The sequence below is a fragment of the Acinetobacter sp. A2 genome (assembly GCF_048537555.1).
Taxonomy (GTDB): Bacteria; Pseudomonadota; Gammaproteobacteria; order Pseudomonadales; family Moraxellaceae; genus Acinetobacter.
Genome location: NZ_CP183239.1, coordinates 705,429 through 721,639 on the forward strand (window position 1 = coordinate 705,429; position 16,211 = coordinate 721,639).

17 protein-coding genes are annotated in these 16,211 nt (G+C 41.2%); 13 read left to right on the forward strand and 4 right to left on the reverse strand.

Annotated features, from left to right (window positions below; genetic code table 11):
- Window positions 1-15 precede the first annotated feature (15 nt).
- On the reverse strand, window positions 16-942 hold the full coding sequence (locus ACNS8M_RS03295) for an acyltransferase (RefSeq protein ID WP_168418245.1): 927 nt from the start codon (window positions 940-942) through the stop codon (window positions 16-18).
- A gap of 257 nt (window positions 943-1,199) precedes the next feature.
- Between ACNS8M_RS03295 and ACNS8M_RS03300 the strand changes: the two genes are divergently transcribed.
- From ACNS8M_RS03300 to ACNS8M_RS03345, 10 genes are all read left to right on the forward strand, one after another.
- A complete protein-coding gene (locus ACNS8M_RS03300) occupies window positions 1,200-1,853 on the forward strand; it encodes an OmpA family protein (protein WP_168418244.1) in 654 nt (217 codons plus the stop codon).
- Between the two features lie 177 nt (window positions 1,854-2,030).
- Window positions 2,031-4,070 (forward strand): UvrD-helicase domain-containing protein, encoded by a 2,040-nt coding sequence (locus ACNS8M_RS03305; RefSeq protein ID WP_168418243.1) that lies wholly within the window; start codon window positions 2,031-2,033, stop codon window positions 4,068-4,070.
- Window positions 4,071-4,154: 84 nt separating this feature from the next.
- Window positions 4,155-4,607, forward strand: coding sequence for a dUTP diphosphatase (dut, locus tag ACNS8M_RS03310; protein ID WP_179990296.1), 453 nt, complete (start codon window positions 4,155-4,157; stop codon window positions 4,605-4,607).
- Window positions 4,608-4,845: 238 nt separating this feature from the next.
- Window positions 4,846-6,285, forward strand: a complete 1,440-nt coding sequence (locus ACNS8M_RS03315) for a phosphomannomutase/phosphoglucomutase (protein WP_419225118.1) — start codon at window positions 4,846-4,848, stop codon at window positions 6,283-6,285.
- A 10-nt stretch (window positions 6,286-6,295) separates the two neighbouring features.
- Window positions 6,296-7,201, forward strand: a complete 906-nt coding sequence (argB, locus tag ACNS8M_RS03320) for an acetylglutamate kinase (RefSeq protein ID WP_168461476.1) — start codon at window positions 6,296-6,298, stop codon at window positions 7,199-7,201.
- Window positions 7,202-7,414: 213 nt separating this feature from the next.
- On the forward strand, window positions 7,415-8,215 hold the full coding sequence (locus ACNS8M_RS03325) for a GNAT family N-acetyltransferase (protein ID WP_168418258.1): 801 nt from the start codon (window positions 7,415-7,417) through the stop codon (window positions 8,213-8,215).
- Between the two features lie 90 nt (window positions 8,216-8,305).
- Window positions 8,306-9,154, forward strand: a complete 849-nt coding sequence (locus ACNS8M_RS03330; protein ID WP_168526187.1) for a class II glutamine amidotransferase — start codon at window positions 8,306-8,308, stop codon at window positions 9,152-9,154.
- Between the two features lie 262 nt (window positions 9,155-9,416).
- A complete protein-coding gene (locus tag ACNS8M_RS03335; protein WP_168418238.1) occupies window positions 9,417-9,872 on the forward strand; it encodes a bacteriohemerythrin in 456 nt (151 codons plus the stop codon).
- A 174-nt stretch (window positions 9,873-10,046) separates the two neighbouring features.
- Entirely contained in the window at window positions 10,047-11,132 is a 1,086-nt protein-coding gene (locus ACNS8M_RS03340) for a hypothetical protein (RefSeq protein WP_419225119.1), read from the forward strand.
- Window positions 11,129-11,449, forward strand: a complete 321-nt coding sequence (locus ACNS8M_RS03345; protein ID WP_168526191.1) for an RnfH family protein — start codon at window positions 11,129-11,131, stop codon at window positions 11,447-11,449. The genes ACNS8M_RS03340 and ACNS8M_RS03345 overlap by 4 nt, the downstream gene beginning before the upstream one ends.
- Window positions 11,450-11,494: 45 nt before the next feature.
- On the opposite strand, the gene ACNS8M_RS03350 is transcribed toward ACNS8M_RS03345, so the two are convergent.
- Window positions 11,495-11,893 carry an outer membrane protein assembly factor BamE gene (locus ACNS8M_RS03350; protein ID WP_168418235.1) on the reverse strand — a complete coding sequence of 133 codons (399 nt, stop codon included), beginning with the start codon at window positions 11,891-11,893 and terminating at the stop codon, window positions 11,495-11,497.
- Between the two features lie 112 nt (window positions 11,894-12,005).
- Here ACNS8M_RS03350 and fur point away from each other — a divergent pair, with 112 nt between their 5' ends.
- Window positions 12,006-12,443, forward strand: a complete 438-nt coding sequence (gene fur / locus ACNS8M_RS03355; RefSeq protein WP_004975325.1) for a ferric iron uptake transcriptional regulator — start codon at window positions 12,006-12,008, stop codon at window positions 12,441-12,443.
- A gap of 57 nt (window positions 12,444-12,500) precedes the next feature.
- Here fur and ACNS8M_RS03360 read toward each other — a convergent pair whose 3' ends face one another.
- Together ACNS8M_RS03360 and ACNS8M_RS03365 are read right to left on the reverse strand one after the other, a co-directional pair.
- Complete coding sequence (locus ACNS8M_RS03360) at window positions 12,501-13,619, reverse strand: PilT/PilU family type 4a pilus ATPase (protein WP_168418234.1); 1,119 nt, start codon at window positions 13,617-13,619, stop codon at window positions 12,501-12,503.
- Window positions 13,620-13,640: 21 nt separating this feature from the next.
- Window positions 13,641-14,678 carry a type IV pilus twitching motility protein PilT gene (locus ACNS8M_RS03365; protein WP_168418233.1) on the reverse strand — a complete coding sequence of 346 codons (1,038 nt, stop codon included), beginning with the start codon at window positions 14,676-14,678 and terminating at the stop codon, window positions 13,641-13,643.
- A 124-nt stretch (window positions 14,679-14,802) separates the two neighbouring features.
- Here ACNS8M_RS03365 and ACNS8M_RS03370 point away from each other — a divergent pair, with 124 nt between their 5' ends.
- Together ACNS8M_RS03370 and ACNS8M_RS03375 are read left to right on the forward strand one after the other, a co-directional pair.
- Complete coding sequence (locus ACNS8M_RS03370) at window positions 14,803-15,492, forward strand: YggS family pyridoxal phosphate-dependent enzyme (RefSeq protein ID WP_419225319.1); 690 nt, start codon at window positions 14,803-14,805, stop codon at window positions 15,490-15,492.
- 424 nt (window positions 15,493-15,916) lie between these two features.
- Window positions 15,917-16,177, forward strand: a complete 261-nt coding sequence (locus tag ACNS8M_RS03375) for a hypothetical protein (RefSeq protein ID WP_419225120.1) — start codon at window positions 15,917-15,919, stop codon at window positions 16,175-16,177.
- Window positions 16,178-16,211 lie beyond the last annotated feature (34 nt).

A 16,211-nucleotide genomic window follows, 5' to 3' on the forward strand; every position in this document is an offset into this window, starting at 1 on the left:
GTTCACCTGATTGGGTTAGGCCGTCGGGGCAGCAAATTTTTGTTGCATGGATTCAATCAGCTGATCTTTTTCCAACCATAATTCATGCACCCATTGCTGGAAACGCTCACGGTATTCAGCATCATCTTCGTAATTACCACCCAAGACCCAGTCTGGAATGTTGATTTTTCGTAAATTTACCGCAATGCGAGGAACTTCTCCGAGCCAGAACTCGCTATAGCCTGGCACGCCATCTGGGTAAACAATGGTCATATCCACCAAAGCATCAATTTGATCGCCCAAAATATTCAAAGCCAGCGCTAAACCACCCGCTTTAGGCTTTAATAAATGTTGATATGGCGATTGCTGCTGATCATGTTTTTCTTGAGTAAAGCGAGTGCCTTCTAAATAGTTGAGCAGGGTAAAGGGCTGACTCAACAACTGTTGGCAAGCTTTACGTGCTTCTTCCATATCACGATCTTTCAGTTCAGGTTTTTTAGCAATCTGGGCTTTGGTATGCCGTTTCATCATTGGGAAGCCTAAAATTTTAAAGGCCTGACCCACAAATGGAATAAAGATCAGTTCCCACTTGGTAAAGAAGCGGGTCAGTGGCATGCGGGTTAAACCAAAATATTGATTGACCGTAGTGTCTACCCAGCTTTGGTGGTTACAGGTCATCAGGTAACGACCCTGCATACTGAGCGCCAAGTCTTCATCAATACTGATGTCCCATTTTGTATTGGGTAAAACATGGTCAATCAGCCAGTTATTCACACTTAGCCAACTGTTGGTAATTTGAATATTGGTTTCATCGACTTTGCGGGACTGTTTAAGTAGTTTGGTCAAACCCAGCGCCAACACAGGTGGACCGTGAAAAAATGTACTGCCGGTAATGACTGTACCCACGGTGAGTCCTTTTGTGATTTTTTTTAATAAAGGGTGTTTTTTAGCTTGCGATGACATAAAAATCGGTCCTGAAGAAAAATCGTCCAATGCGTCACATATTGATTTATAGACTCAATATAAATGTTGTTTTTAAAATAAAAAAGTGTTGAAGTGAAAGTGTGTAGAAATTGTGATGAAGTTATACCAAGATTTGTACACGATCATGAAGATTTGTAAGCAAAAGTTTTTTTATTAACAAAAAATCAATGGTCTAAGTCTATTTCTTCATTCAATATTTGCATCATACAACAAAACACAAAGTAAGGAGGCATGCCATGCGTGCACTAGCAATTTCAGCAGCAGTCGTAGGGGCAATGGTTTTAACTGGTTGTCAATCGACTGGTAACAACCTTGGTGGTGTGGAATATGACAAAACTGCACTAGGCACAATTATTGGTGCTGCTGCGGGTTATGGTATTTCTAAAGGCAATGCAAATACAAGCGCACAAAATAACCGCGCTGCGGCAATTGGTGCTGTAGTTGGTGGTGCTGCGGGTGTTTATCTTGACAATAAAGAGAAAAAATTACGTCAGCAAATGGCGGGTACTGGTGTAGAAGTAAACCGTAATGCAGATGGTTCTGTTGGTTTGGTTATGCCTGGTAACATCACGTTTGATACCAACAAATCAAACATCAAACCTAACTTCTATACAACGCTGAACAAAGTTGCGCAAACGCTAACTGAAGATAACAAGAGCGGTATTTTAGTGACTGGTTATACCGACAGCACTGGTAATGACTCAATTAACATTCCATTGTCACAAGCACGTGCACAATCGGTTGCAAACTATTTGTCTAGCCGTGGTGTATCAACTTCACGTATTAATGCACAAGGTCACGGTGCTGCAAATCCAATCGCATCGAATGCGACTGCAGAAGGTCGTGAGCAAAACCGTCGTGTAGAAATCAGCATTTATGCAATCCAATAATTTGGCATAGCATAAGTTGTAAAGAACCGCCGAAGGCGGTTTTTTCATGTCAAAAATTTAGTATTGCGTAGTTGCACACTCAGCAAATAGACAATGACGCTTAAAGCAGCATTTTAGATTAGTCATCTTAGTCTGAGATGACTATAATCGAGCTCGAACCGAAATAGAGGAAATACTATGTCACTGGCAAGTCAGTTAAACGACAAGCAACTTGAAGCGATGAAATACACTCAAGGACCCTTGTTAGTGCTTGCAGGGGCGGGTTCAGGTAAAACTTCGGTGATTACCCGAAAAATTGCTTATTTGGTTAAGCATTGCGGTATTCCTGCGTATCGGATTACAGCAATGACTTTTACCAACAAAGCTGCACGTGAAATGAAAGAGCGTGTAACCAAATTGTTATCTCGTGAAGAAGCCAAAGGTTTGTCGGTATCGACCTTCCACACCTTTGGTCTGAACTTGTTGCGTCTTGAATTAAAACATACGCCATTAAAAGCCAATTTCTCTATTTTAGATGCCGATGACTGCAAACGTATTCTGATGGATTTAATGCACCGTGATAATTTGTCAGGTGCAGAAAGCAAGGAACTGATTGCCAAAGCCATGAAGATGATTTCAGATTGGAAAAACGATCTGATAGCACCAGAGCAGGCACATACCACTTGTGAAACGCCAGAAGACATTCAGTTTGCGCATTTATATCAACTCTATGAACGTAATTTACGAGCTTACAACGCAGTCGATTTTGACGATTTGATTGTGATGCCGACTCGTTTATTGCAAGAAAATGCAGAAGTACGTGACAAGTGGCAGAACCGTGTTCGCTATTTATTGGTCGATGAGTATCAGGACACCAACACCGCACAGTATATTTTGGTGAAATTGCTGGTGGGGGTGATGGGGCAGTTCACCGCAGTAGGTGATGATGACCAATCCATTTACGCATGGCGTGGTGCCAAGCCAGAAAATATGGCTTTGCTTAAAGAAGACTTCCCAAATTTAAAAGTGATTAAACTTGAGCAGAACTACCGCTCTACCAGCCGTATTCTGAAAGCTGCCAATACCGTGATTGGTAATAATCCGCATATTTTTGACAAAAAACTGTGGTCAGATAAAGGTCATGGTGAAGTCATTCGGGTAATTACATGCCGTAACGATGATGATGAATCAGAACGCGTGGTGAAAGATTTACTCACACATAAATTGATGAACGGCAAGAGCTGGAAAGATTATGCGATTTTGTATCGTGGGAACTTTCAGGCACGTATTCTGGAAACCCAATTACGCCAAATGCAAATTCCTTACAAGCTTTCGGGGGGGCAGTCGTTCTTCGCACGTGCTGAAATCAAAGATATCATGAGCTATTTGCGTCTGATTATTAACCCAGAAGATGACAGTGCTTTTTTACGTATTATCAATACGCCTAAACGTGCCATTGGGCCTGTAACTTTAGAAAAACTGGGGCTATTCGCACAAGAAAATCATTTGTCTTTATTGGCAGCAGCAGGCGACCAGCGCTTAACCATGGCAATTCCCAAAAAAGCCACGACACAGTTGGCTGAGTTTGCAGATTTTATTAGCAATTTCACGCGTAACTTATTGGAAGATGATGAACCTGTGCCGATCATCCGTCAGATGATGCTAGAAGCAGGTTATATCGACTACATTAAAGAGCAAGCAGCCACACCTGCGCAGGAAAAAACCAAACTCGACAATATTGAAGTGCTGTATAGCAGTATTCAAAGTTTGATTAACCGCGCTGAAGATGTCGATGAAAAAAATATTGAAAGTGTGATTCGTAAAATGGTGCTGCTGGATATGCTTGAGCAGCAACAAGAAGAAGAAGACACCGACAAAGTCAATTTACTGACCTTGCACGCTTCTAAAGGTTTGGAATTTCCATACGTGTATTTGATTGGCTTGGAAGAAGAGTTGTTGCCACACAAAAACTCGATTGTGGCAGATACCGTTGAAGAAGAGCGCCGTTTAATGTACGTGGGCATTACTCGTGCACGTCAGGGCTTAACCATTACCTTGGCAGAACAGCGCAAGGCGGGTGGGCAAATGAAACAAATGACACCAAGCCGTTTCTTGGATGAATTGCCGCAAGATGAGCTGGAATGGCTCGGACGCAAGAAAAAACTGGCAGGTGATGTTGATCCAAAACAACAGGCGCAGCATTATTTGGAAAATTTACGCGCACTGATTAAACGCTAATCTAAGTTTAAAAAACATATAGCTATATTGATGCAAAAACTGCATCAAAAGCCACAGTAAAAATTGAAGAACAGGACAAATTTCATGAAAGTTCAAGTTAAAGTATTAGATTCACGTTTAGGTACAGAATGGCCTATGCCAACTTATGCCACTGCAGGTTCTGCGGGTCTAGACTTACGTGCCTGTGTGGATAGCACCACTGTCATTGAACCGGGTCAAACGGTATTGGTGAAAACAGGTTTGGCAATTTATATTCAGGACACAGGCTTTGCAGGCATTATTTTGCCACGCTCAGGTTTAGGGCATAAACACGGTATTGTATTAGGTAACTTGGTCGGTTTAATCGATTCAGATTATCAAGGCGAGTTAATGGTATCTGTTTGGAACCGCAGCCAAACCGCATTTAGTTTAGAACCTGGTGAGCGTTTAGCACAGTATGTATTGGTCCCTGTGGTACAGGCAGAATTTGAACAGGTCGATGAATTTGTGGCAACAGAACGTGGTGCTGGTGGTTTTGGGCATACAGGGAAAAACTAATTTTTTTAGTCACTTAAATATAGTTTGTTCATTGAATTATAATGCTTGGTAAAGTTTCATCTGAAACTTTACCTGCAATTCTTGAAAAGTAACCAAATATGTACTAATAATGACAAGCATATTTCTAGATCATATGAGACGATAACGCATCCTTAAAAAAGTCTAATTAGAATTTTTAAAATTTATAGAGCTGAGATTTATTCAATTTATGTTGGCTCATTCTTGTAGTTGTAAGCCTATGAACCATCCACTATCTCCATTTCCTCTGCATATTTTTCGTGCTTATGACATTCGTGGTAAAGAAAGCGTATTAACAGCAAACCTCGTACATGCAATCGCACAAGGTTTAGTACAGCAGTATCAACAGCATCAACAGAACCAGATTAGTATCGGTTACGATGCTCGTTTAAATAGTCCCGCTTATGCGGAAATGATGCGACAGGTTTTTCTTGCGCATCATTTTCAAGTGACGATGGTGGGCTGTTGCTCAAGCCCGATGTTGTATTTTATGGCACGGCATACTGCAGGTAATGGCATTATGCTGACCGCCAGTCATAATCCAAAATCTGACAATGGTATTAAATGGATTATGCAGGGTGAACCGCCAACGCCTGAAATGATTCAGCAAGTGGCAATTGATGCCACACCATATTATGTGTTGAATCAAAGTAACAGTGGATGGGCTAATTCTGTCGCTACTACTTCACATGAATTTATAGAAGATGCTTGCCAGCAATATCAAAATGCCATGTTACAGGACATTCATTTGGCACGCCCTTATAAAGTGGTGCTGGATGGTATGTATGGCTCGGCAGGGCATTGCGCTGCATTGGTATTACAAAAAATGGGCTGTGAGGTGGTGGTACTACGCTGTGTGGCCAATGGACATTTTCCAGATCATGCGCCAGACCCATCTCAAGAAAAGCACTTACAACATTTAAAAACTGCGGTACTTGAACATCAGGCAGATATTGGCATTGCTTTAGATGGGGATGGTGACCGTGCGGTATTGCTGGATGAACAGGCAAAGGTTATTTCAGCAGACCGTTTGCTTTCCTTATTTGCAGAAATGTGTCTAAAAACCCATCCACAGCATGAGGTGGTGTTTGATGTAAAATGCTCCACTATGGTACGCAATACCGTGCGTGATTTAGGCGGTCAAGCGGTGATGATTCGTACAGGTAGTACTTTCTTGCGCCGTTATTTAGCTCAGTCGCAGGGTAAAGCCGTGTTTGGTGGCGAATATGCAGGGCATTATGTATTTAATGACGGGCGTGGTTTTGGCTATGACGATGGTATATACGCCGCCTTGCGGGTACTGGAATATTTAAGTCAAAGTGAAGCCGGTAGCATTTCAGCACTGATGCAGAAATATCCTGAGCGCTGCTGTACAGAAGATACTTATATTAGTACGCATAATATTGAACCAAGCACTGTTTTAAACGATGTAGAAAGCTGTAGTCAGCAGAGTGGCGCACAATTAAGTAAAATTGATGGCGTAAGACTTGATTTTGAAGATGGATTTGGCATTATTCGAGCATCCAATACGGGCGAATATTTTACGGTGCGTTTTGATGCCGATAATCCATCACGACTGAATGATATTCGCGATACATTTGTTTCCATGTTAAGTGAGCGATACCCTGAAATCGCCCAAGACATTCTAGATGCTCAATAAGGAGAGGCGAATGCCACATCAACAGACTGGTATCGACAAAGCACAAATTTTGACTGAAGCTTTGCCGTATATTCAACGTTTTGCGGGCAAGACCCTTGTTGTAAAGTATGGCGGCAATGCCATGACTGATCCTGAGCTGGAAAGTTCTTTCGCACGTGACATCGTGCTGCTTAAAACAGTTGGATTAAACCCAATTGTTGTGCATGGTGGCGGCCCACAAGTAGATTCTATGCTTAAGCAATTGGGACGCGAGTCTGACCGTATTGACGGCATGCGTGTGACCGATCCTGCTACCATGGAAGTGGTGGAAATGGTGCTCGGTGGTAGTGTGAACAAGTCCATTGTGAATCTGATTAACCAACATGGTGGTCGCGCCATTGGTTTGACAGGTAAAGATGGTAATTTGATTCGTGCACAAAAATTATTGATGCAAAAAACCACCGAAACAGGCGAAGTCGAGCAGATTGACCTTGGTTTAGTCGGTGAAGTGGTTGGGGTAAAAACTGACGTTTTAGAAATGTTTACCAGCAGCGACTTTATTCCTGTCATAGCACCTTTAGGTGTTGATGATGCTGGCAATACTTATAACATCAATGCTGACTTGGTGGCTGGTAAAGTTGCAGAAGCATTAGGTGCAGAAAAACTGATTCTACTCACCAATATTACTGGTGTGCTAGATGAAAATAAAAACTTATTGACCGGTTTGACTACGCAGGAAGTGGATCGTTTGATTGATACTGGTGTGATCTATGGCGGTATGATTCCTAAAGTTGGCTGTGCATTAGATGCAGTCAAAGGCGGTGTAATCAGCGCACATATTGTAGATGGTCGTGTGCCGCATGCAACCTTACTGGAAATCTTTACCGATCATGGAGTTGGTACTTTAATTACCAACCGAGTGCAGGCACGTAAGTAATAGTTCATTTGAGTGGGTTTGCACATTGTGCTAAGTCTGCAAAAGATTGAAAAGAGCTTCAAAGGAGGCTCTTTTTTTATGCCGTACAATAGTCATTTGTTGATTTTAAATGCCGAATCAGGCTGATTTGAGTAAAACAGAATTCTGCTAAAAATCAGTCATCATAGTGTCATGCAGCTGTCCTAGTGTAAGAGAAAACACGAGGTATCTATGATGCTGCAAAAATTAAATCAATACCGTCAACAATTAAGTTTTCCATTAAGCAAAGTTGGCAAAGCACAGAAAAAAAATAGCAAAGCCACACAATATGCGTTTGAATGGGTCGAAAATTTAAAACAATTACAAGAGGTACAACGCTTTCGTGCTCAGCAATTTTCTAAACAATTTGGCATTGAGTTTGCGTCAGGGTTAGACCAAGACTTATATGATTTTAGCTGTGAACATGCTGTGCTTAGAGATAAAGCAACGGGTGAAATTGTGGCGTATACCCGTTTAAAACTTTGGCAAGGGCATGAGCTAGCCAATAGTTATAGTGCACATGAATTTAAAATTATAGATGAATTGGGACATTTCTCAAATATTGTTGAAATGGGGCGAACTTGTGTGCATCCACGCTACCGTTCGGGAAAAACCTTGTCTATTTTATGGCTGAATTTGATTCCAAAAGTTTTATGGGAAATGCGTGCCAAACATTTAATTGGCTGTGTCAGTATTCGCTTGGAAGGTAATGAAGCACGTGCCTATTACACCCATCAAGCGATTCAGCAATTGTCTGAAAATCAACGCTGTGATATTCAATCTCAAGATGCATTTGTGCCGAGTTGTCCAAGTCATAGCTTTAGTCAAGATGAACGTATCCCTAAATTATTTGACGTGTATTTAAAAATGAATGCCAAACTCTCAACTCAGGCATTTTATGACCGCGAATTTAATTGTTTGGACTATTTTGTATTGTTAGATGTGAAGCAGATGGCAAAGCATTTTATTCGACAAAAGAAAGTCAAAGCGTCATAAGCCTGCAGTTCAAATTTTCTGATTTGAAATATCATGATGGCTGATGCACAATAATAAAATTAACTAATTATTGTGTATAGATAAAGCCTTATGTGTCAGTTGCTTGGAATGAATTGTGCGACACCTACCGATATTACCTTTTCATTTCGGGGATTTTCGCAGCGCGCTGGAATTACATCAGATCATTCAGATGGCTTTGGAATTGCTTTTTTTGAAGATAAAGCTTGTCGTTTATTTGTCGATAATCAGTCTGCAGTCGAGTCACCAATTGCCGAGCTGATCCGTAATTATCCAATTAAATCACGTAACGTGATTGCGCATATTCGTAAAGCCACACAAGGTAAAATTAATCTAGAAAACTCACATCCGTTTAGCCGTGAATTGTGGGGGCGTCAGTGGATTTTTGCCCATAATGGAGACTTACACGATTTTCATCCACGTTTGTCGGGACGTTTTACCCCTGTGGGTAATACTGACAGTGAGCGTTCATTTTGTTATTTACTTGATCAATTTGTTAATCGCTTTGGTTATGATGAACCGAGCTTGATGCAAATTTTTGACTTATTGGCAGAAATTTCCCCACAAATTGCAGAACATGGGACTTTTAATTTCTGCCTATCGAATGGACAAGCCTTGTTCAGTTATGCGGTCACCAAATTACATTGGTTGGTACGTGCCTATCCATTTCAACCTGCCCAATTGATTGATTTAGATGTTGAAGTCGATTTTAGTCAAGTCACCACACCAGACGATTGTGTCGCGGTGATTACCACAGAACCTTTAACGCAAAATGAAACTTGGACTGCATTTCAACCTGGCGAAATGATTTTATTCCAGCAGGGGCGTCCTGTTAAATCGCAAATGACGCATATTGAGCGTTTGGAACGTGAGCGTTTGAACCCTGAATTAAGGCGTGTGACCAAAGCTGATCAATATTAATCAGTCCGAGTCGTATATGTGAAAAATATTCATTTTATTTAGGTGTTTTTTCTTAAAATCAAGAATAAAAATGTGTGAATTGATTAATTAATAATTGATTCTTTTGGTCGGGTATTGCTATTGTTTTTAATGTAAATCAATTGGTTATGTTTGTTTTTAGTAGTTTTGGTTAATCCCTACTAAACCACTCCATTTTTATTTGTGCTAAATGCGGCTACCATTCATCAACGTGATTAATCATTTATTTCTGTAGGGTGATCGTATGAAGATGAAGTGGGTTCCAGAATACAATACTGGTATCGATGTGATTGACGATCAGCATAAACGTATCCTCGATTATATTAATGAAATTGTTGAAATTGGCGATGGTACTGATCGAGCTCGTGTAAAGCAGATTTTAGATAATATTATTGATTACACTCAATCCCATTTTACTTTTGAAGAGTCATTGCAAGAAGAAGCGGGTTATAAATACCGTGTACCGCATAAACGCGTGCATGATTTATTTATTAAGAAAATTGAATCTTACCGTGATCGTTTTGAGATGGGACATTCGATTGAAAGTGAATTACATGAAGTTTTATCTAAATGGTTAATTAATCATATTCAACACGATGACGCCGATTATGTGGGCGCTGTGAAAGAAAATATGATGGGTATTATTAAAGAAAAAGAGCAGAAGAAAGGTAAGGGCTGGTTTGCACGTTTCTTCTCGTAATGACAAATACTGTTTACACACAATATTGAATTGATGTGATAACAAGTGCTACAACAAAAATTATAAATTTGCGCAGCAAACTGTCTTAGATAGTTTGCTTTTTTCTTTTTTGAGGTTTTGCTTTTCCTTGATGACAAAGGCAAAATAGCCGTAGATTTTTATTAGGACAGCATCATGCAGGACAATGCTATGTCACGATGGTTATCGCCGCTGATGGCATTTGGTTTATCTTTTATTATTATTGCCACTTTGGCACCTATGACCGGTATTCAGGTTGAGCGTCAGCTCGATTTTTGGTTACTTTGGTTGGGTACCATGGTGATTTTGGCATTACCGATCACCTATTTGGAAATTGCTTTAGCCAAGCGCTCTAAAAGTACCGCACTACAGGCATTGTCTGGTTTAACCCGTGATGCAGATGCTTCACCAAAATGGCGTATTGTGGGTTGGCTTGCGGTGGTATTTATTCCGTTTTTGGCAGGTGGCTTGTTGTCCAACGCTGCGAAAATTTTGAATCAATACGCCGTGGAAGGCTTGGCCGGTAACATTGTACTGGTTATTCTTGCAGTTGTGGCATTGTCGCTGTCATTGCTTGCACGTCAAATTTTACTGTTGTGTACTGCTGTAGCTGTCGTGGCTGCATTGGTTTTAGCCAATATATTTGGTACCCAATTGCCTGCATGGCAAGTCACACCTATTGAATTAGGCGAGTGGGGGAGTGCAACAGTATTGGCTTTGGTTGCCAGCGGTTTGGGCATGGGGTTGTACTGGCAAACCAGTTTGGCGCAGGCGCAACAGCAAAATGCGGCAACATCAACCGTTTTACCCATCTGGATTGCACAATTATTGGCAGTCGTTGCTTTTGCCTTCTTTGCAGTACAAGCACAAATTCCTGCACTGGCGTTAGTGGTTGCCGCAGTTGCAGCTGCTGCCGTGTTATTACAATTGGCACGTGAGCAATTGGCACAGCGTCAAATGGCCGTTGCGATTCAATGGATTGTCTTAATTGCAGCAACACTGGTGTGGGCAGTGCCAGCCATTACTTCAGTATTTAATTTTGTGTTGTTGCTTTGGGGCTTGGTGATTTGCCTGATTTATGCCATTTTCGCAGGCTGGATTATGAAAATCAGCCATCTTCGTAAAGCTATGAACTTTAGCAGTGAAGCCTTGTATAACCTGTGGCGTATTGCAGTACGTGTTGTGTTGCCTATATCAATTGTAGTCGCTATTTTTGCATTGATTGGACAGTTTCTAGCATGAATCAAATGATGCAGGTTTGGGTTGCGTATGCAACACCTGAACAACAGTGGCATATTGCGGTTGCATTTCAGCAGGGAATGACCGTTGCTGATGCAATTCAACAAAGTGGAATTGCGACACAAACCACTTTAGCAGAACCACTGTCTGTGGGCATTTTTGGTGTAAGGGTTGAGCTGCAGCATCAATTGCAGGCAGGGGATCGGGTCGAAATTTATCGTGCTTTGACCATTAACCCGAAAGACATTCGGCGTAAGCGCGCTGAAAAGAACCCTGTAGGGCGCTATGCCAAAAGCAATCGCCTCAGACAATTGAAATGATTTGAAAAACCCCTCAGCGAGGGGTTTCTTTTTATTTTAAAGGGGCTATAGTGGTGGCGCGTTGAGAATCGCTTCTTTCGATCCTGGTAGACCAGGTTGAGATTCTGGTATGGTTTCTAAGCCTTCAATTTTTTGCACGATACCAGTTTGATCGAAATAGATTTTCAAATGCTGACCATGCGCGGCAGGGATCTTGGCTTTTTTAGCATAAGTTCCTGGGATATAATTGTAAATGTAGTCCCAACGTAACGGGTTCATTGGATCGGAAATGGTTGGACTGCCCAGTAAAAAGCGAACTTGTTGGTGACTCATACCGACTTGGACTTTTGAAGCTTGCGCTTGGGTTAAAGGCGTACCCTGTGGAATATCTACTTTATAAACGCCCAAGGTCGAACAGCCTGCGAGCAGTGAAGTGACCAATAACGTCAACATGATTTTTTGCATTTTGCTACACTATCCCAAATTAATTATGATGCATTTGATCCAGTGTTAGATCATACTGCATCTTAACTTTGTTGCATATTCCAACTTTAATTTTGTTGAGAGACCTTTTTACATGCCTATTTCAAATCAAGAATTACGCAAAGCTGGACTTAAAGTTACCCTTCCACGAATTAAAATCCTAGAATTATTAGAAAATTCAAAACAACATCATTTAAGTGCAGAAGACATCTACAAAACTTTACTCGATCAGGGCGAAGATGTGGGTTTAGCAACTGTGTATCGTGTGTTAACACAGTTTGAAGCTGCTGGGATTATTGAGCGTCATAATTTTGAGAACAACCACTCTGTATTTGAAATTATGCAGGAAGATCACCACGACCATTTGGTGTGCTTGAACTGTAGTAAAGTAGTTGAATTTATTAATGATACTATTGAAAAAGAACAGCACGATGTGGCAGAAAAATTCGGTTTTGAATTAACAGGTCACTCACTAAATTTATATGGTTATTGCGATGCGCCTGAATGTCGTGAAGCATTGCGTAAAAAATAAGTTAGAAATACAAAAAAGGCTTCCATTACGGAAGCCTTTTTCTTATCTGTTTTGAGTTTATTGCCCATCAAAGGTGATATTAGATGTAGCATGCAATAAACGGTCGCCACCTTCTTCTGATAGCTTGATTTGTAGACGCAAGTCGTTTGGTGAGTCAGCGTGCTTGAGTGCATCTTTGTAGCTAATTTGCTTGGCTTTATACAGATCGTATAAGGCTTGGTCAAAGGTTTGCATGCCCAATTCACGTGAACGCTTCATCAAATCTTTAATTTCGTGTACATCACCTTTACGGATTAAATCTGCAATGAGCGGTGAGTTAATTAAAATTTCAATTGCAGCACGACGTGAGTTACCGTCAATAGTTGGAAGGAGTTGCTGCGCCACAATTGCTTTGAGGTTCAGCGATAAATCCATAAACAACTGGCCATGACGGTCTGCTTCAAAGAAGTGAATAATACGGTCAATGGCTTGGTTGGCGTTGTTGGCGTGCAGGGTTGCAAAAACCAAGTGACCGGTTTCGGCAAAGGCGATAGCATAATCCATGGTTTCGCGGGAACGAATCTCACCAATTAGAATCACATCTGGCGCTTGACGCAGGGTATTTTTTAATGCCACTTCAAATGAGTCGGTATCAATACCCACTTCACGTTGGGTAATAATACAGCCTGCATGTTCGTGTACAAATTCAATCGGGTCTTCAATAGTGATGATATGACCTTTGGAATTTTGGTTACGGTAACCAATAATTGATGCCAAAGAGGTCGATTTACCAGTACCAGTTGCACCCACAAAGATGATAATACCGCGTTTGGTCATTGCCAAATCTTTTAAAATTGGCGGCAGTTTTAACTCATCCATGGTTGGAATTTTGGTTTCAATTCGGCGCAGTACCATGCCAGGTTCATCACGTTGCTGAAATGCACTGACACGGAAACGTGCCGATTTTTCACGGTTGGTGATGGCAAAGTTACATTCACGTGTTTCGGCAAATTCCTTGCGCTGCTTTTCACTCATAATTGAGTTCAGTAACTGCCCGACAATTTCACCTGTCAGTTTGCTTTTGGCAACAGGCACAATTTGTCCATGAATTTTCATGGACGGTTCAACATCGGCAGTAATAAACAAGTCAGACGCTTTTTGCTGAATCATCAAATTCAGTAAATCATTAAAGTCCATCGCGTATCTCGAATTTTAAACTTATAAGAATGATTCAGGCTGCTTCGCAACAGTTCGTGCAGTCTGTGGACTAATTACACCGCGCGATACCAAGTTTTTCAGGCTTTGGTCGAGTGTAGTCATACCGTAGTTTGCACCAGTCTGAATAGCCGAATACATTTGCGCTACTTTGTTCTCACGAATCAAGTTACGTACCGCAGGAATACCAATCATGATTTCATGGGCTGCAACACGACCACCGCCATTTTTCTTCAGCAGAGACTGTGAAATGACGGCTTGTAGAGATTCAGATAACATGGCACGAACCATGTCCTTTTCTTCTGCAGGGAATACGTCAATGACACGGTCAATGGTTTTTGCCGCCGAGGTGGTGTGTAGCGTACCAAATACCAAGTGACCTGTTTCCGCAGCAGTCAGTGCCAAACGAATGGTTTCTAGGTCACGCATCTCACCCACCAAGATGATGTCAGGGTCTTCACGCAGCGCTGAACGCAGTGCTTCATTAAAGCCATGTGTATCACGGTGTACTTCACGTTGGTTAACCAAGCATTTTTTAGATTGGTGTACAAATTCGATAGGGTCTTCGACTGTTAAAATGTGGTCATAACGATTGTCGTTAATATAATCGATCATCGCCGCAAGGGTGGTCGATTTACCTGAACCCGTTGGCCCTGTCACCAAAACCAAACCACGTGGATATTCACAAATATCCTTGAAGATTTGCCCCATGCCTAAATCTTCAAGTGTTAATACTTTTGATGGAATGGTACGGAATACCGCACCTGCACCACGGTTTTGGTTAAATGCGTTCACACGGAAACGTGCCACGCCAGGCACTTCAAAAGAAAAGTCAGTTTCTAGGTTTTCTTCAAAATCACGGCGTTGTTTATCATTCATAATGTCGTACACTAATTTGTGTACTTCTTTATGTTCTAATGCAGGTAAGTTAATACGACGTACTTCACCATCCACACGAATCAGTGGTGGCATACCAGCAGATAAGTGTAAATCCGAAGCGCCGTTTTTAGCGGAGAACGCCAATAATTCTGTAATGTCCATGAAAGTCCCCGAGATCAATTAAATCTTAATTATTTTGATAGAATAATACGGCTTTCCATCAGCTTAACCAACTGTTAGTTGCTGGGCAAGGTAAAAAAAGATGAATGAAATGAGAAATCCATCAATGAATAATTTGCAGCAATCACGTACTCAGGTTTTGGAGCAGATTCAACAGGCCTGTGAATTGGCACAGCGCAAGCCAGATACAGTGCAATTATTGGCTGTTTCCAAGACCCATCCGAGTGAAGCTTTGCGTGCCATGTATGCGACTGGCCAGCGTACTTTTGGTGAAAATTATTTGCAGGAAGCATTAGATAAAATGCAGGCCTTAAGTGATTTGGAAATTGAATGGCATTTTATTGGTCATGTACAGCGCAATAAAACCAAACATCTGGCAGAAAAATTTGCATGGGTACATGGGGTGGATCGTTTGATTATTGCAGAGCGTTTGTCGAACCAGCGTGATGCTCAGCAAGCGCCACTCAACATTTGTTTACAGGTCAATATTGATGGTCAAGACACTAAAGATGGCTGCCAGCCTAGTGAAGTTTCAGCGTTAGTTCAGCAGATGAGTCAGCTACCGCATTTAAAGCTGCGCGGTTTGATGGTCATTCCTGCACCGAACAATACTCCAGCTTTTCAGCAGGCGAAACAACTCTTTGATGCAGTTAAAACTCAACATGCCCATCCTGAAGATTGGGATACGTTGAGCATGGGTATGTCTGGCGATTTAAATGCAGCAATTGCAGCAGGTTCTACCATAGTACGGATTGGGACGGCTTTGTTTGGTGCGCGTGATTACTCTCAATCATAATCACAGAGCATTGCAATGCGATGTCAGATTAGGTCTTGTACGTTTTGGCTGACACAGAATGCAGAATATTGCGGCTAGTACACAAGGCTGGATTTTCTTAATATGAACTTATCGGGAAACAGGGAGTTTCCTAAATAAGAACAATAAAAAATAGAACAACATGGAAGTGCTTGGTACGACAGGAGTTATACCAAAAACTGAATCTAGAAAGCCCCGACAGGATGTCGGGGCTTTTTTAGTTCTGTGCTATCTCCGTGCTATCAATGTTGTGATTTTTTAAATGGATTCAGTTGTATTTAGAAAGCATATTGAAGTTCGATCAAAGTGACGAACAGATCATTCTCAGGATTTATTCTCTAACCAGATGCTAATACGTGCAATCAGTAAAAAGAGCAAAAAACAGAACTGAAAAAAGCTGGTAAAGATGATGATCCAACCGCTATTTCCAGGAGTTTTTCTCGCCTCAAACTCAATGACTAAAGTGCAAGTGGTCAGTATTATTTCAAAAATCAAAACCGCTTTAAAAGCGGCAGGGCGAGGGAAGCGGACGAGCCAAGTGAGAAAAATAATACTCACACTAGGTAATATGCTAAATAAAAATATTGTTTTTATATCCATGAAAATCAGTATCTATCGTGTTAATGATGCTCTCAACCAAGCAAATAATCAGGCTAACTATTCTTAATAGTTTGAAAAATGATCGTTATCTTAACTCGCTT